This window comes from Brevibacillus sp. AG (genome assembly GCF_028369215.1).
Classification (GTDB): Bacteria; Bacillota; Bacilli; order Brevibacillales; family Brevibacillaceae; genus Brevibacillus; species Brevibacillus porteri.
The window spans coordinates 690147-712477 of sequence record NZ_JAQMYO010000002.1; the positions used below are offsets into that span (position 1 = coordinate 690147).

Genomic DNA, 22331 nt, shown 5'->3' on the forward strand with positions numbered 1-22331 from the left:
AGTGTAAGGACGAGGAGGAGGCGTGCCATTGAGTAGGAGAAAAAAAGAGCGTTCACAAGCGGCATTGGCCTCAGTTGTCAAAATAGAGCTGCTGGGACTTCTCATCATCGTGCTGTCCTTGATCGGGCTTTTGGAGAGTGGATGGCTGGGCAAAAATGTACTGGCACTTCTATTTCGGTTTATTGCGGGCTCATGGGATTTCATCATTCCTGTTCTGCTAATCGGAATGGCCATACATATGATGTTTACGAGAAAGTCACCGAAGCTTACTTACCGCGTCTTAGGGATAGCGCTCATTGGTGTGGCGATTTTGACCTGGGATCACATGATTTTGTACAAACAAATTACCGCAGATGGAAAATTTGCAGAGCAAAGCATTATTAAGGTTACATGGGACAGAATTTGGCTCGATCATGGTCAGAAAGTGTCCACCACCGGGGTAGGCGGAGGGATGATCGGTGCCCTGTTTTTTGCGGTGACAAATGGTCTTGTTGGGACAATTGGTACGGGTCTCGTGATTGTTTTCCTGTTCCTTGTGGGACTGATGTTTCTGTTCAATCTCTCTTATGTAAACATTTTGATGTTTGCCAAGGACAAGCTCGCTTTGTTTTACGGAAAGGCGAAAAATACAGTGAAGGACTCTGTACAGCTTTTACAGGAAGAGAGCGAGAAGCGAAAGAAGGAAGCAAAGGAATCCGAAGAGGCTCGCAAGCAAAAGCAATCGGAGGAAGAGAACGGCACAATCGCGGTTACTGCGTTGAAAGAGCAAAAATCTCATCCACAGCCTGCTATTGAGGAGGAAGAAGTCCAGCAACCGAACGCCCCGTTAATTCGTGATTTTACGGATCGCATTGCGTTGGATGAGGATGAGGAACCGGTCGATCCTAGTCATCAAGCGAGAGCTGCACAACCGAAAACGAATCAGGAAATTACGTTTGCGCTCGAAGGAGAAGAAGAAATCTTCGGTACACTAGATACCAGAGAAGAACAGAACACCATACCGTATGAGCTTCCAAATCTGCAAATGCTCGCAAGACCCAAAGCGAGTTCTACAGGAAAAGACGTCGATCATACCTCAAATGCGGCGAAATTAGTGCAGACACTGAAGAGCTTTGGGGTCAATGCAACGGTTTCCGAAGTACATCGCGGACCAGCTGTTACACGCTATGAAGTTCAGCCTGCTACAGGGGTAAAAGTAAGTAGGATTGTCAGCTTGACGGATGACCTTGCTTTGGCATTGGCGGCAAAAGATATCCGGATTGAGGCACCAATCCCAGGAAAATCAGCCATTGGCATCGAGGTTCCGAACTCAGAGGTAGCGGTCGTATCACTACGAGAAGTGTTGGAAGCTCCTGAGTATCAAGATGCGCCAGGGAAGCTTACCGTTGCTCTTGGCCGGGATATTTCCGGAGAGCCGATCGTAGCAGATTTGACGAAAATGCCCCATTTGCTCGTAGCGGGGGCGACGGGAAGCGGAAAATCAGTATGCATTAACGGATTAATCATGAGTATTTTGTTCAAGGCCAAACCAGAAGAAGTCAAGCTGATGATGGTTGACCCGAAAATGGTGGAACTGAATGTGTACAACGGAATTCCACATTTGTTGGCTCCTGTTGTTACAGACCCGAGAAGAGCTTCTGTTGCATTGAAAAAGGTCGTGGCAGAGATGGAGCGGCGTTATAATTTGTTTGCCAAAACAGGGAGCCGCAATATTGAAATGTACAATGCGCAAGTGGAAGGGACGCCACTTCCCTATATTGTCGTCATCGTCGATGAGCTTGCGGACTTGATGATGGTAGCTCCGGGAGAAGTGGAGGATGCGATTTGTCGACTCGCGCAAATGGCTCGTGCTTCCGGGATTCATCTCATCATCGCGACACAACGTCCTTCCGTAGATGTCATTACAGGTGTGATCAAGGCGAACATCCCTTCCCGCATTGCCTTTGGGGTATCTTCGATGGCTGACTCCAGAACGATTCTGGATATGGGAGGAGCGGAAAAGCTTCTTGGTAGAGGGGACATGCTTTCGCTGCCGATGGGGGCATCCAAGCCGACTCGTGTTCAAGGAGCTTTTGTATCCGACAAGGAAGTAGAAGAGGTTGTTCGTTTTGTGAAAGAACAGCAAGAGGTTCGCTACAATGAAGAGATGATCCCGGGTGACGTGCAAGAGGAACAGCAGCCAGTCGTGGATGATGAACTGTACGATCAAGCTGTTCAAATTGTTTCAGAAGCCCAAACGGCATCGGCATCCTTGCTGCAGCGTCGTCTCCGTGTCGGTTATACGCGAGCGGCACGATTGATTGATATGATGGAAGCTCAAGGAATAGTCGGTCCTTATGAGGGAAGCAAGCCTCGTGAGGTTCGTCTGCCACGTCCGTCCATAGAAAGCAATATTTCATAGTGAAAGACCCTGCCAGAATTTGTTCCGGCAGGGTCTTTTTTCCTATTTCAGGAGAAAAACCCCTGTCGAAATTAATCATTTTGCATTATTATTCATAAATATTTGGCTTGCATGATACTCGCCCCTCATGTAAACTTTTTAAGAGATTGACGGAAATTGTTGTTATTAAGTCTCATACGAATCAGAGGTCTGACGTCCTACCTGTTGGGATGGCTGAAGGACAGCAGGAGTGAATGATGATGAGCATCAAAGGGAATGTTCGATCACTGTTTCTCTTGGTAATGGACAAGATCAAGAGTGATATCGAAACCGGACTTCTTCGTCCTGGTGAACGCCTCCCTTCTGAAGCCGAACTATCCAAACAGCTTGGTGTAAGCAGGGCGACGCTTCGCGAGGCACTCCGACTTCTTGAGGAAGAGAAGATTGTCATTCGTAGACACGGTGTAGGTACCTTTATTAATTCAAAGCCTGTTTTTTCAGGCGGGATTGGGGAACTCTTTAGTGTGACGGATGCAATTGAGCGTCAAGGATATACGGCAGGAACCTTGATCCTGAAAACATCCTTTGGCGAATCTGCTGAAGAAGAGAGGAAGCGGCTAGCCTTAAATCCGGGTGAAGGCGTTCTCATAGTAGAGCGAATTCGCACGGCTGACGGTGAGCCTGTGGTTTATTGTGTGGACCGCATTCCTGCACATCTGGTGCCCGGGGGCTATGCGGCAAGTGGAGAGTCTATCTTCAAATGGCTGGAGAGCGTAACAGGGGTAAGGATCGCATACGCAGTAGCCGATATTGAACCCATGGGCTACAATGAAAAGGTTTCCAACCTGCTGCATTGCGATAAATCTGCTCCCATGCTCTTGCTCAAACAGATTCATTACGACGAAAGTGAAAAGCCAGTGCTATACTCCCATAATTACTTCAGGGCTGACAAAATTCACTTTCATGTCGTACGGAGACGGTTGTAACTGTGGGGGCAACCTCACTCAACAATTTCATCAACTAAAAACAGGGGGTAATCTCAGATGAAGAAAGTTCTATCCGTGCTTTCTGTGGCAACACTCAGCCTGTCGCTCGTTCTCGCTGGCTGCGGAAGCAAACCAGAAGCACAGCCTCAAGGCCAAACTGGTAGCAATGGTGGTGCTCCAGCTGCTAAAGCTATCAAAGTAGGTATGGTTACAGACGTTGGCGGCGTAAACGACAACTCCTTTAACCAGAGTGCTTGGGAAGGGCTGCAAAAACTCCAAACCGATTTGAATCTCCCGAAAGAAAACGTAAACTATCTGCAATCAAAATCAGATGCTGACTATGTACCAAACCTGACTCAATTCGTAAAAGACGGTTGGGATCTGACTTGGGGTATCGGCTTCTTGATGGGTGACCACCTGAAAAAAGTAGCAGATGAAAACAAAAACGCAAAATTGGCGATCATCGACGCTGAAGTAGATGCTCCTAACGTAGCATCTGTACTCTTCAAAGAGCATGAAGGCTCCTTCCTCGCTGGTGTTGTTGCAGCGAAGATGACGAAAACGAAAAAAGTTGGTTTCGTTGGTGGCGTTGATATCCCGGTAATCAAACGCTTTGATCTTGGCTTCGAAGCAGGTGTAAAAGCTGTTGACCCAAGCATTCAAGTAATCAAAGTATACACTGGTGCTTTTGATAAACCAGACATGGGTAAATCTACGGCTTCCTCTATGTACGGTCAAGGTGTGGACATCATCTTCCACGCTTCCGGCGGTACAGGTGACGGTGTGTTCAACGAAGCAAAAGACCGTAAAGCTAAAGGCGAAAACGTATGGGTAATCGGTGTTGACAAAGACCAATCCCTAACTTTTGGCGACGAGATCACATTGACTTCCATGGTAAAACGTGTTGACGAAGCAGTTATTCGTGTAGCGAAAGACTTGTCTGAGGGTAAATTCAAAGGCGGAGTACAATGGCTCGGACTGGCTGAAAACGGTGTAGGTCTGGCTGACACTTCCACGAAGAACGTTCCTGAAGACGTACTGAAACTGGTTGAAGAATACAAGCAAAAAATCGTTAAAGGCGAAATCACAGTTCCTGACAAGTAAAAACTAAGGAAGCTGCAAATGGACAAGGCTGGTTCGAGCTACTGGCCTTGTCCTTTACCTTCACAATAGACCCGAAAAATGGGGTGAGCATGCATGAACTCGGTAAAAAAAGTGGTTGAAATGAGAGGGATCACAAAACGGTTCCCAGGCATTATTGCGAATGACAGTATTACGCTGTCCGTAGGTAAAGGTGAAATTCATGCGCTGCTCGGAGAGAATGGCGCGGGTAAGTCCACACTCATGAATATCTTGTTCGGTCTATATCAGCCGGATGAAGGCGAAATTCTGATTAACGAGAAAGTTGTACAGATCACCAGTCCAAAGATTGCAAACGACCTTGGTATCGGAATGGTTCACCAACATTTTATGCTCGTAGAAACATTTACAGTCACGGAAAACATTGTGCTAGGAAATGAACCGAAAAACGGGTTGAAGATAGATATTCAAAGCGCTGAGAAAGCGGTAGAAAAACTGTCGAATCAATACGGGCTCAAAGTTGATCCGAGAGCAAAAATTCAGGATATCTCAGTTGGGATGCAGCAGCGTGTAGAGATTTTGAAAACGCTTTATCGCGGTGCGGACATCTTGATTTTTGATGAGCCTACGGCTGTATTGACGCCGCAGGAAATCCATGAACTTATCGAGATCATGCATAACTTGGTAAAAGAAGGTAAGACGATTATCCTGATCACACACAAGCTGAAAGAAATTATGGCAGTATGTGACGCGGTAACAATTATTCGTCGCGGAAAAGTCATTGATTCCGTTTTGGTAAAAGATACGAATCCAGACGACTTGGCTGCAAAAATGGTTGGTCGTGAAGTAAACTTCCGCGTGGATAAAACGGAAGCAAAACCTAAAGATACGATCTTGGCCGTAGAGAAATTGACTGCAATGGGGAACCGCGGTGTGAATGCACTGAACAATCTCAGCTTAGAGGTTCGCGCGGGTGAAATTCTTGGAATTGCAGGAGTCGACGGAAATGGCCAAAGTGAACTGATTGAAGTATTAACTGGCTTACGTAAAGCAACAAGTGGGCGTATCCTTCTTAATGGCAAAGAAATTACGAATCAAAGTCCGCGAAACATTTCGGAATCAGGATTGTCTCACATTCCAGAAGACCGACATAAGCGAGGATTGGTTCTTGATTTCACCATGAGTGAAAACATGGTATTGGAAACGTATTTCCATCCAACGTTTTGCAAAGGCGGTTTTCTTGATTATGGCGCCATTGACAAGCATGCGGCCAAGCTTATCGAAGAATTCGACGTTCGAACTCCGAGTATTTACACGCCAGCACGAGCGCTTTCGGGAGGAAACCAACAGAAGGCAATTATTGCCCGCGAAGTGGACAAGAACCCGGATTTGCTGATTGCGGCTCAACCTACTCGTGGCTTGGACGTAGGGGCTATCGAATTCATTCATCGCAGACTAATTGATCAACGCGATCAAGGAAAAGCAGTTCTCTTGCTTTCCTTAGAATTGGATGAGGTTATCAATTTGTCCGACCGGATTGCGGTTATTTATGAGGGAGCTATTGTGGGGATTGTCGATGCTAAATCGACATCGGAGCAAGAGCTCGGCTTGATGATGTCCGGCGGAAAAGTAATGCAAGGAGGGGGAAACGATGAATAGAGTTATTGCGGTCTTCACAAAAGAATCGTTTCTCGTTCCTGCCGTTGCGATCATTCTTGGTCTTTTGACTGGGGCAATCGCAATGTTGGCAGGTGGATTTAATCCAATTGATGCCTATATGGCTTTGATTAAAAAAGTATTTGGTAGCGCGTATAACTTTGGTGAAACGATTCGCCAAATTACACCTTTGATCTTTACAGGTTTGGCTGTAGCGTTTGCTTTCCGTACAGGTCTCTTTAACATCGGGGCAGAAGGTCAATTTATCGTAGGGATGATTGCTTCTACTGTTGTAGGTGTTTCTTTTGACCTTCCAGCTATCATTCATGCTCCACTTGCTATCATTGCAGGAGCTGTAGCAGGTGGTTTGTGGGGTGCGATTGCCGGTTATTTGAAAGCAGCCCGTGGTGTCAATGAGGTTATTACCAGCATTATGTTGAACTGGGTAGCTCTTTACTTTGCAAACTGGGTCATGAATGCCTTCTTTATTCCAGCAGGCAAACAAACATCTGAAGAGGTAAAGGATTCTGCGATCATTACCATTGGATGGCTCGCTGAAATGTTTGACAATGCTCGTTTGCACTGGGGTACACTGATTGCCGTACTCGCAGCTATTTTCTTCTATATCATCCTTTGGAAAACTAAATCTGGTTTTGAATTGCGTTCCGTTGGTTTGAACCCGCATGCTTCTGAGTATGCTGGTATGAACGTGAATCGTAATGTTGTAAAGGCTATGTTTATTGGTGGTATGTTTGCAGGGATTGGTGGAGCTACTGAGATTTTGGGCGTATTCCACTATCAAGCGATTATGACGCAGCATACTGGCTATGGCTTTGATGGAATTGCGGTAGCATTGATTGGCGGAAATACACCATTCGGGGTTATCCTTGCTGCCATATTGTTTGGGGTTCTCACATTCGGTGCGAGCGGTATGCAATTTAGTGCGGGTGTACCGTTTGAATTGATTCGTGTCGTGATTGCTTCCGTTATTTTCTTCGTTGCTGCACATGGCATCGTGAAAATGTTTATTAAGCCGATCTTGAAGAAGAAAAAGGAAGGTGGAAACTGATGGATTGGGGATTAATTCTTAGCAACCTCGTTCATGATACCATCGTGTTTTCCACTGCCTTGATTTTTGCAGCATTGGGTGGACTGTACTCCGAGCGTTCTGGTGTCGTGAACATTGCGCTAGAAGGTATGATGATTATCGGTGCTTTTACTGGTGCCGTAATGACCTATGCTTTCCAAGATTCACTTGGTGCTTGGGCACCGTGGGTCGGATTTATTGCGGCGGGGATTGCCGGTTCTATTTTTGCGCTCCCACATGCTGTTGCTTCGGTAACGTTTAAAGCGGACCAGACCGTCAGCGGTGTGGCCCTGAACTTCTTGGCAGCTGGACTTTCCATCTACCTGACCAAAATTATTTTTAACGGAGCAGGTCAGACAACGACATTGAACTCAGTGTTTAACAAATTCAGTATTCCTGGATTGAGTGAAATTCCGTATATCGGACATGCCATTTTTGAGGCTTATCCTACGAGCTATCTAGCTTTCATTGCAGTTTTCCTTACTTGGTATATTGTATTCAAGACACCATTCGGATTGCGCTTGCGTGCAGTTGGTGAGCATCCGCGTGCTGCTGATACAGTAGGGATCAATGTTAAGAGAATGCGCTACACAGCTGTTATGATCAGTGGTATGCTGGCTGCGTTGGGTGGAGCTACCATTTCTTTGACGACAACCAGTAACTTTTCCCATAACACGGTTTCCGGACAAGGTTTTATCGCGATTGCGGCCTTGATCTTTGGTAAATGGCATCCAATGGGTGCGATGGGAGCAGCTTTATTCTTTGGTGTCGCTCAAGCGATCAAGTCTTTGGTACAAATCTTCGGATTGACCAATTACATTCCGACTGAATTTATTTTCATGCTTCCGTACGTACTGACGATTCTCGTGATGGCTGGTCTGGTAGGGCGATCCAGTGCTCCAGCGGCCCTCGGCAAACCTTACGATACGGGATCGCGTTAATCATTCGTTGACAAAATTTAGCGTCTAGAACCTGTCACTTCCCCTGTGCGATAATTTTTGTGACTGCTTGCGGTCCGCAAAAAACGGTCCTATCCGTATTTGCAAATTGTCTGTGGGGAGGGAAAAAGATGAACCGCTGTCTACATCAGTACAGCAGTTATCGATGGAACAGGATTCTAGGCGCTTTTGTTTTTTGCCTGATGATAGCAGTATCCGGTGGAATGGTTTCAGCAAAAGAGCCAGGACCGATCATTTCTGTCGTTGTCGATGGAATGGGAGTCCAATCAGATGTATCACCAATCCATCGAAATGGGCGCATGCTCGTTCCGATACGAGTAGTAGCGGAGGCAACAGGATCAGAAGTAAGCTACGATGCAGATACGCAAAAAGTATTGCTCAACAAAAAAGGCAAGCATATCACCCTTACAATTGGAAGCGAGACTGCGAACGTAGATGGAAAACGTTTGAAGATGGATGTTTCTCCAATCATTGTGAATAAGCGGACGCTTGTTCCAATCCGATTTATCTCCGAGGCATTTGGCTATCAAGTTCGATGGGATGAGACGTCGGCTGTTGCATACATACAATCCAAAACTGTGGAAGACAAGGCTGCGAGTGTGAAATACTCCTTTAATCCATATGTCGTTCAACAGGGAGATACCTTATCAAAAATTGCAGTTCGCCACGACACGAACATGAGTGCCATTCAAAAAGATAACCCTCTCTCTTCTGATGAGTTACTGGTGGGCCAAATTTTATATTTGCCAGAAGATGCAAAAAGAGCTGAGCATCCGATTGCCACAAAAGTTGCGGATGCGGATGATCAATTGATTGGGAAACAATTTCGGTTTCCTTTCCACGATAATAGTGGATATGAGCCGTATGGGGATAGCTTCGGGTCCGATCGAGAGTGGACCGAGTCGAATAGCGGCAGTGTCCGTAATCACGAGGGCATCGACATTATGGCACCGAAAGGAACGCCGATTTACTCGGTATCCGATGGGACGATCAACAAAGTGGGCTGGAATACGTATGGTGGCTGGAGAGTAAACATTACGGATGAGAATGGCCAATATCGGATGTATTACGCTCATTTGCAGGCGTATGCGCCAGGATTGCATGTAGGGAAAACGATAAAAGCTGGACAGCTGATCGGTTTTGTTGGAGATACAGGCTACGGTGGAACTGGTACAGTGGGAATGTTTGAACCTCACCTGCATTTTGGCCTCTATCGTAACAGCACGGGGAAAGCGATCGATCCGTATGATTACTTGCGGATTTGGGAGCAAAATAAAGTGGAGAGTCTCCTCTAAAATTTGGACAAACTACTACGGAGTACCTTCACGAATAAAAGGAGGCCCGTCGTATGTGGACTTGTCCGTACTGTGGGGGAAGCCACGGCTTACCCTTTCATGATGAGCAGTTGGATGGCATGCTCTGTCTCTCGTCTGATTGCGGTCGATTTGTTGAAGAGCATAGCACATCGGATGATCCTCGAGACTGGGATGCGATGGATATGTAAGGAAAAGAGTGAACGCCCTTCGTGAAAAGGTGCGTTTGCTCTTTTTTATATAATGGAAGCGCTGTGATTTGCGTATTACGGGACTTGCGTGAGCGCATAGGATGAAGCACTGGGATATATAATGGAAGATTCTGATGCTTGATGCCCTGACAATTGGTTACAATAGAGAAGAGTATGAGTAAGCTGATGGAGAAGGGAGATTGGACTATGACTGCTTCTACAACCGAAATTGCATTTCAAAGCTCCCAAATCAATGGGATGAACGTACATATCCTTCCAACCGAAAAGTTCAAGACAACGACGATCGTGACGATGATTGAACAAGCGCTATCGGAGGAGCACGTAACGAAAACAGCATTGCTTGCGATGGTCATGAAACGTGCCAGCGCTCGTTTTCCAGAAACGAAACTATTGCGAGCACATTTGGATTTCCTGTATGGTGCCATTTTTGATGTCGATGTCATGAAAAAAGGCGAGCGGCAAATCCTGCAAATTTATATGGAAGTACCGAATGAAAAGTATTTATCCAATGAATCCTCACTTTTGGAGCAGGCCATCGAATTCGTAGGAGATATGCTCGTCAGACCGTATGTACAAGACAACGCTTTTTCCGAAAAGTACTTGGCACAGGAAAAAGAGACGCTACGAAAACGGATAGAGAGTTTGATCGACGACAAAATGAAGTATGCGAACCAACGCGTGACAGAAGAAATGTGTAAAGGTGAACCATTCTCTCTTCTCGTCCAAGGTCGTGTGGCGGATTTGCCAAAGATCACTGGTCAGGAGCTGTATCAATATTTTAAAGAAGTAACGACGACAAATCCGATCAATATGTTCGTGGTCGGCGATGTTGATCAGCAGGAAGTAAGCGAGGCTATTCGCAAGCATATCCCAGTGGAGCGTTCCCAAGTAGGAGAACTGCAGATCGCATCAACGGCGAAGGATGTATCGGCTGAACGCGAAGTGATCGATCGACTCGATGTCAACCAAGCAAAGCTCAACATCGGTTGCCGCACGCAGATCACTTATAAGGATGACGATTACCCGACGCTGCTCTTGTTCAACGGGATTTTAGGCGGTTTTCCGCACTCCAAGCTGTTTGTCAACGTCCGTGAAAAAGAAAGTCTCGCTTACTATGCCGTTTCCAGGCTTGAGAGCCACAAAGGGATTCTCATGATTATGTCCGGGATTGATGTTAGCAAATATCAACGTGCGGTTGAGATTATTAAGCAGCAGCTTGATCTGATGCAACAAGGAACCATATCGGATGAGGAAATGAGCCAAACGCGTGCAACTTTGTCTAACCAGTTCCGTGAGCTGTTGGACAGTGCGCGCGGGATGATTGATTTTACGTACAATGGTGTGATTAGTGGACGTCCTCGGAAAATCGAAGAGCTTTTGGCGGGGATCAACCAAGCGACTATTGAGGATATCAAGAAGGTAGCAAGCAAGGTGACGATTGACACGATTTATCTGCTGCGGGACAAGAAGGGAGAGGCATAAGATGCAGACCACTGTCTTTGAACAAGTAAATGAAACGGTATATCATGAAACTCTCCAAAATGGATTGCAAGTTTATCTGGTTCCCAAACAGGGCTTCAGCAAAACATACGCTGTGTTCACTACGCGTTACGGCTCCATTGACAGCCATTTCCGCACTCGAAGCGGGGAAGAAATCAATGTTCCCGACGGCATTGCGCATTTTCTTGAGCACAAAATGTTTGAGAAGAAAGATCGGGATGTCATGCACGAATTCAGTAAAAACGGGGCGAGCTGTAATGCATTCACGAGCTTCAATCGTACCGCTTATTTGTTTTCGTGCACAGATAAGCTAGATGACAATCTGAATCTGCTGCTCGATTATGTGCAGGACCCATATTTTACAGATGCCAGTGTAGAAAAGGAAAAAGGAATCATTGGCCAGGAAATCACCATGTACGATGACAATCCTGACTGGAAGGTGTACGTGAACCTCTTGAAGGCCATGTACCAAAAGTATCCGATTAACATTGAGATTGCGGGTACGATCGAGACGATCTCTCATATTACAAAAGAATATTTGTATCAGTGCTATGAAACGTTTTATCATCCTGCCAATATGCTCCTATTGGTCGTGGGTTCCTTCGAACCAGAAGCGATCATGAAGCTCATTCGTGAAAATCAGGGAGCAAAGGAGTTTGCTCCTGCGCCACAAATCACGCGCGTTTTTCCAGAAGAGCCATCAGCTCCAGCGGAAGCGAAAGTAGAAGCGTTTCTAACAGTTGGCTTGCCCAAATGCATGATCGGAATCAAGGAAAAGGAAAACGGTCTAACCAAGGAAGCCTTGTTAAAACGCGAGTTGACTACTAAACTAGTATTGGACATCGCATTCGGCACAAGCTCCGCTGTCTATGAGCGTTTGTATGACAGTGAGCTGATTACGGAAAGCTTTGATTTTGACTACAGCAGCGAGCAGGATTATGCGTATACGATCATTGGTGGAGATACACCTGATCCAGAGCGTTTAGTGGAAACGATCAAAGCAGAAATCAAACAGTTGAAGCAAAACGGTATAGCCCAAGATGACTTTGAGCGTGCGAAGCGTAAAAAAATCGGAAACTTCCTGCGTTCTCTAAACTCCGTGGAGTTTATCGCTAACCAGTTTACCAGCTTCAAATTTAACGGAAATGATCTGTTTTCCGTAGTGCCGACCTTGGAGTCGATCACACGCGAAGATGTGGAAAAACGTTTGAAGGAGCATTTTTTAATCGAGCAGATGGCTGTTTCTATCGTTCGTTCCGCTTCGCCACAGGAGTAATGTATTCATGTTCAAGCAAGAGACGCCGTGGGCGTTAATTACGGGAGCTTCCGGAGAGATCGGGCAGGCGATCGGTGCCTACCTGATTGATGCGGGGGTTCCCCTTTATCTGCATTACAATCGAAATAAAGAAAAATTGGAGCCGTTGGTGCAAAAATGCCAGGAGCGGGGTGTTCCGTACGTCATCCTCCAAGCTGATCTACGGGATCCACAGCAAATTACGGCGATGTTTGCTCAGATGCAGGTTGCACCATTATTGATCGTAAACAATGCCTCTGTGGATGATGTCGGCTTATTTACGGATGTGACTGTCGAGAAATTCGATGAGTTCATCGCTCTTAATGTTCGTTCGGCTTTTTTGGTCTGCCAAGCTGCTGTTCCGGCCATGCTGCGCGCAAGGTATGGGCGTATCGTTAACATTTCTTCCATTTGGGGACTGACAGGCGGTTCATGTGAAGTGTTGTATTCCATGACCAAAGGAGCAGTCAATACGTTCACCAAAGCCCTGGCAAAGGAAATGGCCCCAAACGGAATCACGGTAAATGCAGTCGCTCCTGGGGCTATTGCTGGTGGAATGATGGAGCGCTTTGCTCCAGATGAAATGGAAATGATCGCGGAAGAAATACCGGCCAACCGTCTTGGACAACCATATGAGGTAGCCGCAGTCGTGCGCTTTTTGCTTTCGGCGGATTCCAGTTATGTGACGGGGCAAGTGATTAGTCCAAACGGTGGGTGGTACACGTAGAAGAGAAGTATGCATGAATAAAATACGAGAAATGATGGAATTCTACCTTTTGTGTGGGCAGCAAATCTGTTCGCAACGTACAAAAGGAGGGAATTTCCCTATGTCGATTCTTGACAATTTCAGCGACTGGAAAGCGTTTCTCGGAGATCGGGTAGAACAAGCGAAACAATCCGGGATGGAAAGCGATACGCTTCAAAATGTAGCTTATCAAATCGGTAGCTATCTGTCTGAGCAAGTAGACCCGAAAAACGATCAGGAGCGTCTGTTGAAACAGCTGTGGGACGCAGGTGATCAACAGCAGCAACAAGCTTTGGCATCACTCATGGTGAAGCTTGTTCAGAATCGCAATGATGCGAACGCTGGCAGCTAGCCATCAAATCCCCTACTTTTGGGGATTTTTCTTTTCGCGATTGTCGAATGAAACGAACGTGATATACTACATAAGAAGAGAATTCTGGTTGGCGGAGAGGATTGCATATGGAAGCGAAGAAAGAATGGTACATGGAGTATGAGATTGCCCGTAACCGTCCCGGTCTCTTAGGGGACGTATCTTCTATTCTGGGGATGTTGAACATTAATATCGTGACGATCAATGGTGTGGATACCATGCGTCGAGGTATGCTGCTCTTGACCGATGATGATGAAAAAATGGAGGTTTTGCGCAACGTTGTGCAAAAAATGGACAACATAACCATAACGAGGTTACGTCCCCCGACAATGCTGGATCGCTTGGCTGTGCGTCACGGTCGCTATATTGAACGGGATAGCGAGGACAAAAAAACGTTTCGTTTTGTTCGTGAGGAGCTGGGCTTGTTGGTCGATTTCATGGCAGAAATCCTGAAGAAGGAAGGTCATCAGCTCATCGGGATTCGTGGCATGCCTCGCGTAGGGAAGACTGAATCGATGATTGCTGCCAGCGTATCCGCCAATAAACGTTGGACATTCATTTCCTCTACTTTGTTGCGCCAGACGGTGCGTAGTTCCTTAGCCATTGATGAAATGTCTACAGATCATGTATATTTGATAGATGGAATTGTCTCAACGCTGCGATCGACAGAAAAGCACTTCACCTTGCTTCGGGAAATTATGAACTTTCCTGCCGCAAAAATCATTGAGCATCCGGATATATTCGTAAGGGAATCTGAGTACCAACTTGATGATTTCCATTACATTATTGAGCTGCGTCATCATCCGGATGAAGAGATTACATATGAGCTTATCAACAATCGCGGCTTTGATAATTTCGAAATGAATTAAGGAGGGGCAGCTGTGTCTGAGCTAGGTCAAGTCCTACAAAGGGCCCGCGAAGAAAAAGGAATCACGCTCGACGACATCCAACGTATCACCAAGATACAGCGGCGATATTTGGAAGCTATTGAAAGGGGTCATTTTCATGTACTTCCTGGCCACTTTTACGCGCGTGCATTTATAAAGAGTTATGCGGAAGCTGTCGGTCTAGACCCGAACCACATCCTGACTCACTTTCAGTCCGATTTGCCGGCCCAGCCACCTACAGAGCAAGTAGAACGACTGCGTCGCAGACGAGTTGCTTCAGCGAACAATCCATTAGAAGCGGGGCGATGGGTTACCAAGACCTTGCTCGTCTTGTTTATTGCCTTGATTATCGGGGTTATTTATTTCGCTGTCGTCAACAACAACGGAAATCAGATGACTCAGCCAGTGCCGGGTGGAACAGTTAACCCTGGAGCAGAGATTGTCACGCCTGGCAATGGTGGTGGAGCGGGAACATCCCCGATTGCTCAACAACCGAAGCCGCCTTCTATTACCACACCGAATCCTGAAACAGGAACAAACCCACCTGAGACCGTTACAGAAACTCCTCAGGCAACCATCACATTCGAATCGCAGCAAGGATCAATGTATAATTATTCCTTGCAAGGTGGAGAAAAAATCACGGTTTATTTGAAGGTGAAAGCAGAAACAAGCTGGTTTGGTATTTCGGAAGGAAAAGGCAAAACTTATGTTGAGCAGGGCACGCTCAAGAAGGATCAGGAAAAAACGATTGAGCTGGGGAAATCAGCTTATATTCGTTTGGGCAAACCGACTGTAGTGGAATTGAAGGTTAACGGAGTCTTGGTAGACACGTCTAAAATGAAATCAATGCCGTCTAATATTACGATGAAAGTTAAAGAGGCGGTCACCCAGTAGGCAAGCGTATGCTTGCCTTTCGTACTTTTCTCTTTTTTGACACTTCCTTTAGGCTTATATTATACTGGATAGGTGTAATATGGGTTGGTGTGACCAATTGGAGGAAAAAAGATGACAGAGAAGGTAGGCACGCGTGAAAAAGTAGCGATTGTTACGCTGGGCTGTGAAAAGAATCTCGTTGATTCGGACATGATGGCCCATCTGATAGATGAAAAAGGTTATGAACTGGTTGATAACCCGGAAGAAGCAACTGTGGTCATCGTCAATACCTGCGGTTTCATCGATGCAGCCAAGGAAGAATCCGTCAATAAGATTCTGGAAATGGGTGAATTGAAGGAATCCGGCAAACTGAAATCGCTTGTGGTGGCAGGCTGTCTCACACAACGTTACAAAGAGGATATCTTGAATGAGATTCCTGAGGTGGACGGTATTGTCGGAACAGGCGATTTTATGTCGATTACAGGTATTATCGAAGAATCTCTAGAGGGCAAGCGACCGATTTTTGTAGGAAATCCCATTTTTACGTACGAAGATGTAGTGAAGCGGAAAGTAAAAGAAGGCACATACTCCGCATATATTAAAATTGCCGAGGGTTGTGACAACGCCTGTACGTTCTGCTCGATTCCTTTGATGCGTGGGGGATTCCGCAGTCGTACAATCGAGTCCATCGTAGAAGAAGCGCGTCATTTGGCTGCTCAAGGTATCGTAGAAGTGAGCCTGATCGCACAAGATTCTACGAACTACGGAACGGATATTTACGATGGAAAACTGATGCTTCCTGAACTTTTAAACCGCCTGGCAGAAGTCGAGGGCATCGAGTGGATTCGTCTTCACTACGCATATCCTGGATTTTTCACGGATGAATTGATCCACACCTTTGCTACCAATCCAAAAGTGTGCAAATACGTAGATATGCCTTTGCAGCACTCCGAAGACCATATTTTGAAAAGAATGCGTCGCCCGGGAAGACAGACGGACATTCGTGCGCTGGTAGCAAAAATTCGCGCACAGGTTCCAGATGTGGCACTGCGTACCTCTTTGATCGTAGGGTTCCCAGGGGAAACAGAGGAAGACTTCGAGCGCCTGAGCGAGTTTGTGAAGGATATTCGCTTTGATCGACTGGGTGTGTTTACTTACTCCAACGAGGATGACACTCCAGCTTCTCGTCTGCCTGACCACGTTGACGAAGAGCTTAAGGAAAAACGTGCGAACATGCTGATGGAAATTCAACGTGAAGTAGCCGGAGATCGCAACGGACGCTTTGTTGGTCAAGTCTTGGATATTTTGATTGAACGTTACGAAGGACGTAACGATATTTATGTAGGTCGAACACAGTATGACGCTCCGGAAATCGATGGTGAAGTATTCGTCACAGGTTTTAAAGGCGAACTGGGCACCATCGTAAAAGTAAAAATTACACACTCCTATGAATACGATTTAGCCGGGGAGGTAGTCTAGTTGAATCTCGCCAACCGCATCACACTCGCCAGGATCTTTCTGGTGCCGGTAGTTATGTTTTTTATGCTGGTGCGTTACAACATCGGGACATTTTCGATTGGCAGCCTGACGATGACGTATAACGAGCTGATTGCGGCTTTGGTGTTTATCCTAGCAGCCAGTACGGACGGACTCGACGGTTATATTGCACGGAAAAATAAAATCGTGACGAACTTGGGGAAGTTTCTAGATCCGCTTGCTGATAAGCTGTTGATTTCCGCAGCACTCATTTCACTTGTAGAGATGCAACGTCTGGAAGCGTGGATTGCGATTGTCATTATCAGCCGGGAGTTTGCGGTAACGGGTCTACGACTAGTTGCAGCGGCAGAAGGACAGGTAATTGCTGCGAGTGCATTGGGTAAACTGAAAACATGGGTGCAGATCGTAGCGATTACGGCTGTCATGATTCGCAACTTCCCATTTGAGTTCTTCGGCATTCCGTTCGACGAAGTAGCTACTTGGGCGATGGTGATCATCACGATTTACTCCGGGTACGACTACTTTGCGAAAAATCGTAACGTGATCCAATACTCGTAATGTGGGTATTGGTCTCTTTTTTCACAAGACTCTTCTCTTGAGCGTTTGCAAGTGATAAACTATTAGTTTAGAGGCTTTTCTACTCTCAAAGAGAATGGATGAGGAAGATGAGAGCGGAGATTATTGCGGTAGGTACCGAACTTTTGTTAGGCCAGATCGCTAACACCAACGCACAGTTTCTTTCTCAGAAGCTGGCGGAAATTGGCGTGGGAGTTTACTTTCATACGGTTGTGGGAGACAATACGGAGCGATTGCTACAAGTGATTCGATTGGCATCAGGGCGATCTGATCTCGTCATTTTCACGGGTGGGCTAGGGCCGACTCAAGATGATTTGACGAAAGAAACCTTGGCGGGGCATGTAGGCATTGGATTGGAAACGAATCCAGAGGCCATGGAGAGAATTGAAAAATTCTTTTTGCAACGTGGGATTGTCATGACGGAGAACAATCGTAAGCAGGCGCTGGTGCTTTCTGGCAGCCATGTATTCTCCAACGATTTCGGGATGGCGCCGGGGATGGCGATCCGTCATGACAGTAGTACGTTCGTGCTGTTACCTGGACCACCAAGCGAGCTGTATCCAATGGTGGAGAATTACGTGATGCCTTACTTGAACGATTTGCTCCCAGAAAAACAAGTGTTTCATTCTCATGTACTCCGGTTCTACGGAATAGGCGAATCTGCCTTGGAGGAAAAACTGCTCGATCTGATCGAAAAGCAGGACAATCCAACGATCGCGCCATACGCCAAAGAATTCGAAGTAACGCTGCGGATTACGGCAAGAGCTGCTACAGTCGAAGAAGGGGAAGCCCTAATCTTACCTGTAGAAAAAGAAATTCTCAGCCGTGTTGGCCAGTATATGTACGGGATGGGTGAGAATTCGTCGCTGCATGATGTGCTGGTTTCTGAGCTAAAAAAGAGAAATGAGACGATTGCTTGTGCAGAAAGCTGCACAGGAGGAGCAATTGCCTCGTTGATTACCTCTGTGCCGGGAAGCTCGCAAGTGTTTCGTGGAGGGGTAGTCTGCTACACCAATGAAGTGAAAAATCAGTTGCTCGAAGTACCTGATTCCATTTTGCAAACAGATGGGGCAGTCAGTGAGAAAACAGCTCAATTGCTGGCTGAACATGTACGAGAAAAGCTGGGGGCTACTTACGGGATTTCTGTTACGGGAGTGGCTGGACCCGATCCTTCCGAGGGCAAGCCTGTTGGCCTTGTTTACGTAGGGATCGCGGCAGAAGGAATGCCTACAGTTGTAAAAGAGCTGCGCCTTGCCGGAAGAAGGCATGCAATCGTTGGGCGTGCCGCTAAATACGCGTTGTTTTATGCGCTGCAAATGCAAAAAGAAAGGTGATTTTTTTCATGACGATTTTTTCCGATTTTCCTTTACATAAATCTATTCTGCAAGCGATTCACGATATGGGCTTCGAGGAGCCATCACCGATTCAGGCAGCTTGCATTCCAAAAGTTCTGGATGGCGGAGACCTGATTGGTCAAGCACAGACAGGTACTGGTAAGACTGCTGCATTCGGGATTCCACTTGTAGAAAAGATTACGCCTGCCAATCGTGTACAAGCGATCGTGCTGACCCCAACTCGTGAGCTGGCTATCCAGGTTGCGGGAGAGCTCTTGCGCATCTCGAAATATAACAAAGTTCGTACGCTGCCAATCTATGGCGGACAATCGATCGGACATCAAATTCGTGCACTGCGCCAAGGTGTACAAATCGTTGTAGGTACTCCTGGCCGTGTTATGGACCACTTGCGCCGAAAAACATTGAAGCTGGATAACGTACATACACTCGTTTTGGATGAAGCGGATGAAATGCTGGACATGGGCTTCATCGAAGATATCGAAACGATCATCACACATATGCCGGAAGAGCGTCAAACCTTGCTGTTCTCTGCGACGATGCCGCCAGAAATCAAGCGTTTGGCTACCCGTTACATGAAACAACCGCAAACGATCGCGGTTAGCCGTGAAGAAGTAACGGCACCATTGATCGAACAGGTATACTACAAAGTGTTTGACCGTAACAAAGTAGAGAGCCTCTGCCGCATCTTGGACAGTGAGGATGTCGAGCTGGGTATCATTTTCTGCCGCACTAAGCGCGGCGTAGATGAGTTGTCCGAAGTGCTGCAATCCCGCGGATACCTTGCGGACGGATTGCATGGTGACTTGTCACAGGCACAACGTGACAAGGTCATGAATGCGTTCCGTGAGGGCTCGATTGAATTCTTGATCGCGACTGACGTAGCAGCACGCGGTATCGACGTAGGAAACGTCTCTCACGTAATCAACTACGATATTCCACAAGACTCTGAGAGCTACGTACACCGTATTGGCCGTACTGGTCGCGCAGGTCGCAAAGGAATTGCGATGACGCTGGTTACGCCGCGTGAAGTAAGACAAATGATGTTTATCCAAAAGCAGACAAAAGCACAAGTGCTCTCTCGCAATGTTCCTTCCTTGGAGGAAGTGGCTGAGCGCAAACAAGAGCAATTGCGTGAACAATTGACTAGCCTTTTGGAAAGCGATGCAATCGCGGATATGTATCAAAAAGTAGCGGATGCTCTCGTAGGTCAATACCCGGCTGAAAAAGTAGCAGCTGCTGCATTGCACCTGGCATTCCATACCGAAGCGGGACAAGGGCAGGAAGTAGAAGCGTACAACTTTGGTGAGACAGGCGCAGCAAAAGGCATGGTTCGCTTCTTCCTGAACGTAGGCCGCAATGCGAACATGAAGCCACAGGATCTGGTACGCGAGATCTCTGAATCTGTGGGTATCCCAGGAAAATCAGTAGGTCGCATCGACATTTTCGAGAACTTCACATTTGTTGAGGTTCCGGAAGAGGTAGCGGCATTCGTATATGAGTCACTGCGTCAAACACGTATCAACGGAAAACGAATCAATCTGGAGCCTGCAAAGCCTCGCGGAGCGAAGCGTTCCTAATTAGAGAGTATTACACAAAGCAGTCATTTCTCTGGGAACAACCAGGAAATGGCTGCTTTTTTACGATGCGAATATTTGTTCGTAAAAAATACTTGGCAAACACTTCTGTCTCGAGGTATGATGAAGACAAGCAAAAGAGATGCGAAAATTGAAAGGGTGTGTACCATTTGTCAGATCGTCGCGCAGCTTTGGAGAGTGCATTGCGTCAAATAGAAAAGCAATTCGGAAAAGGTTCCATTATGAAGTTGGGAGAAGTATCCAACATCCAGATTTCTACGGCTTCTAGCGGTGCACTTGCTCTAGATATTGCACTTGGTGTGGGTGGGTTCCCACGCGGACGGATTGTTGAGATTTACGGACCAGAGTCTTCTGGTAAAACAACAGTAGCGCTTCATGCCATCGCAGAAGTTCAAAGACAGGGTGGACAAGCTGCGTTTATCGATGCTGAGCATGCCTTGGATCCGGTTTACGCTGCGAAGCTGGGTGTGAACATCGATGAATTGCTGTTGTCCCAACCAGACACTGGTGAGCAAGCTTTGGAGATCGCGGAAGCACTGGTGCGCTCTGGTGCGGTAGACATTATCGTAGTCGACTCCGTTGCGGCACTCGTACCAAAAGCAGAGATCGAAGGCGAGATGGGAGATTCCCACGTAGGTTTGCAAGCACGCTTGATGTCCCAAGCACTCCGCAAGTTGTCCGGCGCCATCAACAAGTCCAAAACGATTGCAATCTTCATCAACCAGCTTCGTGAAAAAGTGGGAGTTATGTTCGGTAACCCAGAAACAACTCCGGGTGGACGCGCTTTGAAGTTCTACGCGAGTGTTCGCTTGGACGTTCGTAAAGCGGAATCTATCAAAGTTGGCAACGACATTTTAGGAAGCAAGACGAAGATCAAAGTCGTCAAAAATAAAGTAGCACCACCATTCAAGGTTGCTGAAGTGGATATCATGTACGGCGAAGGTATTTCCAGAGAAGGTAGCATTCTCGACATCGGTTCCGAGATCGATGTGGTACAAAAGAGTGGCGCATGGTACTCCTTCAATGAGGAGCGTCTCGGCCAAGGTAGAGAAAATTCGAAAGTCTTCCTGAAAGAAAATCCGCACATTGCATCGCAGATTGAAACAAAAGTACGCGAATACTTCAGCCTAAACCCTGGTTCTGTTCCAGAAGGTGAAGCAGTAAATGACCCAGAGCAAGATGAAGAGCCTACATTTGATCTGGAGTAATGAAGAGTAGAAGAGCAGCCTGTCGATGAGACAGGCTGTTATTTTAGCTTTGCGAAGGAGTGAATCATCATGAAGAGCGGCCTGATCACTGCCGTTCATCGAGATATCAAACAAAAGCAACGCTACCATATCGATGTCGAAGGCGAGTATGCCATTACCGTACACGAAGACATACTGGTAAAGTACAACCTATTTAAGGGAACAGAATTAGATGAAGCTTTTTGCCGAGAAGTCCTGATAGCAGAAGAAAAGCATAAAGCGTATTTAGGTGCATTGCGATATCTCGGCATACGCCCGCGAACAAGCAGTCAGCTGCATTCCTATTTGATAGAAAAGGGATTTTCGCCACAGATTGCAGAAGAGATATGCCAGCGCTGCAAGGATCACGGCTACATCGATGATGAAGCATTTGCGAAGCAATGGGTAGACGAGCGATTGCGTTTGAAGCCGAGGAGCCCGTATATGCTGCGTATGGAGCTTACCCAGCGTGGAGTGGACAGAGCGATTGTAGATGACGCAGTACGTGGCGTGTCTAGGCAGGCTGAACTAGATGCTGCCCGCGCATTGATAGAGAAGAAGGCGCGGCGTATAGAGGGTGCACCGAACCCCGATGAAGAGCGCAAGCTGCTATCTATGCTGATGCGCAAGGGATTCTCCCATGCGATCATTCAACAAATGCGTGAAGAATTGCGTCATAGAAGCGATAGTTAGGGCCAACTCTATTTGCATGATCTTGACAATTCTTGTTCACAAATAAT

At 46.7% G+C, this 22331-nt stretch carries 20 protein-coding genes; all 20 read left to right on the forward strand.

What is annotated here, in order from left to right:
• The first annotated feature begins 22 nt into the window (after window positions 1–22).
• The 20 genes from POF51_RS08565 to POF51_RS08660 all read left to right on the forward strand — a co-directional run bounded on the left by POF51_RS08565 (window position 23) and on the right by POF51_RS08660 (window position 22284).
• Complete coding sequence (locus tag POF51_RS08565) at window positions 23–2401, forward strand: DNA translocase FtsK (RefSeq protein ID WP_069849207.1); 2379 nt, start codon at window positions 23–25, stop codon at window positions 2399–2401.
• A gap of 239 nt (window positions 2402–2640) precedes the next feature.
• Window positions 2641–3366 carry a GntR family transcriptional regulator gene (locus POF51_RS08570; RefSeq protein WP_017249274.1) on the forward strand — a complete coding sequence of 242 codons (726 nt, stop codon included), beginning with the start codon at window positions 2641–2643 and terminating at the stop codon, window positions 3364–3366.
• A gap of 57 nt (window positions 3367–3423) precedes the next feature.
• Window positions 3424–4470 (forward strand): BMP family lipoprotein, encoded by a 1047-nt coding sequence (locus POF51_RS08575; protein ID WP_017249273.1) that lies wholly within the window; start codon window positions 3424–3426, stop codon window positions 4468–4470.
• A 93-nt stretch (window positions 4471–4563) separates the two neighbouring features.
• On the forward strand, window positions 4564–6105 hold the full coding sequence (locus POF51_RS08580; RefSeq protein WP_069849205.1) for an ABC transporter ATP-binding protein: 1542 nt from the start codon (window positions 4564–4566) through the stop codon (window positions 6103–6105).
• Window positions 6098–7171 (forward strand): ABC transporter permease, encoded by a 1074-nt coding sequence (locus tag POF51_RS08585; protein WP_017249271.1) that lies wholly within the window; start codon window positions 6098–6100, stop codon window positions 7169–7171. The genes POF51_RS08580 and POF51_RS08585 overlap by 8 nt, the downstream gene beginning before the upstream one ends.
• Window positions 7171–8130 carry an ABC transporter permease gene (locus POF51_RS08590; protein WP_017249270.1) on the forward strand — a complete coding sequence of 320 codons (960 nt, stop codon included), beginning with the start codon at window positions 7171–7173 and terminating at the stop codon, window positions 8128–8130. The genes POF51_RS08585 and POF51_RS08590 overlap by 1 nt, the downstream gene beginning before the upstream one ends.
• Before the next feature lie 128 nt (window positions 8131–8258).
• The gene (locus POF51_RS08595; protein WP_069849203.1) at window positions 8259–9443 is read left to right on the forward strand and encodes a stalk domain-containing protein; all 1185 of its coding nucleotides are present in this window, start codon (window positions 8259–8261) and stop codon (window positions 9441–9443) included.
• A gap of 53 nt (window positions 9444–9496) precedes the next feature.
• Window positions 9497–9652 (forward strand): hypothetical protein, encoded by a 156-nt coding sequence (locus POF51_RS08600; protein ID WP_007719195.1) that lies wholly within the window; start codon window positions 9497–9499, stop codon window positions 9650–9652.
• A gap of 207 nt (window positions 9653–9859) precedes the next feature.
• Complete coding sequence (gene yfmF, locus POF51_RS08605; RefSeq protein WP_271754998.1) at window positions 9860–11155, forward strand: EF-P 5-aminopentanol modification-associated protein YfmF; 1296 nt, start codon at window positions 9860–9862, stop codon at window positions 11153–11155.
• Between the two features lies 1 nt (window position 11156).
• Window positions 11157–12449: an EF-P 5-aminopentanol modification-associated protein YfmH gene (yfmH, locus tag POF51_RS08610; RefSeq protein ID WP_069849198.1), complete on the forward strand. Its 1293-nt coding sequence runs from the start codon at window positions 11157–11159 to the stop codon at window positions 12447–12449.
• A gap of 7 nt (window positions 12450–12456) precedes the next feature.
• Window positions 12457–13194: an elongation factor P 5-aminopentanone reductase gene (gene ymfI, locus POF51_RS08615; RefSeq protein ID WP_069849196.1), complete on the forward strand. Its 738-nt coding sequence runs from the start codon at window positions 12457–12459 to the stop codon at window positions 13192–13194.
• Window positions 13195–13294: 100 nt separating this feature from the next.
• Window positions 13295–13564 (forward strand): DUF3243 domain-containing protein, encoded by a 270-nt coding sequence (locus POF51_RS08620; protein WP_017249265.1) that lies wholly within the window; start codon window positions 13295–13297, stop codon window positions 13562–13564.
• A 107-nt stretch (window positions 13565–13671) separates the two neighbouring features.
• Window positions 13672–14451: a YmfK family protein gene (locus tag POF51_RS08625; protein WP_016743377.1), complete on the forward strand. Its 780-nt coding sequence runs from the start codon at window positions 13672–13674 to the stop codon at window positions 14449–14451.
• 12 nt (window positions 14452–14463) lie between these two features.
• The gene (locus tag POF51_RS08630; protein WP_271755002.1) at window positions 14464–15363 is read left to right on the forward strand and encodes a helix-turn-helix domain-containing protein; all 900 of its coding nucleotides are present in this window, start codon (window positions 14464–14466) and stop codon (window positions 15361–15363) included.
• A gap of 111 nt (window positions 15364–15474) precedes the next feature.
• On the forward strand, window positions 15475–16821 hold the full coding sequence (gene rimO, locus POF51_RS08635) for a 30S ribosomal protein S12 methylthiotransferase RimO (protein WP_017249263.1): 1347 nt from the start codon (window positions 15475–15477) through the stop codon (window positions 16819–16821).
• Window positions 16822–17397: a CDP-diacylglycerol--glycerol-3-phosphate 3-phosphatidyltransferase gene (pgsA, locus tag POF51_RS08640; RefSeq protein WP_017249262.1), complete on the forward strand. Its 576-nt coding sequence runs from the start codon at window positions 16822–16824 to the stop codon at window positions 17395–17397.
• 107 nt (window positions 17398–17504) lie between these two features.
• Window positions 17505–18749: a competence/damage-inducible protein A gene (locus tag POF51_RS08645; protein ID WP_026043139.1), complete on the forward strand. Its 1245-nt coding sequence runs from the start codon at window positions 17505–17507 to the stop codon at window positions 18747–18749.
• Between the two features lie 8 nt (window positions 18750–18757).
• Window positions 18758–20347 (forward strand): DEAD/DEAH box helicase, encoded by a 1590-nt coding sequence (locus POF51_RS08650; protein WP_069849194.1) that lies wholly within the window; start codon window positions 18758–18760, stop codon window positions 20345–20347.
• Between the two features lie 167 nt (window positions 20348–20514).
• Entirely contained in the window at window positions 20515–21573 is a 1059-nt protein-coding gene (recA, locus tag POF51_RS08655) for a recombinase RecA (RefSeq protein ID WP_017249260.1), read from the forward strand.
• A gap of 69 nt (window positions 21574–21642) precedes the next feature.
• A complete protein-coding gene (locus tag POF51_RS08660) occupies window positions 21643–22284 on the forward strand; it encodes a RecX family transcriptional regulator (RefSeq protein ID WP_069849191.1) in 642 nt (213 codons plus the stop codon).
• Window positions 22285–22331: the final 47 nt, after the last annotated feature.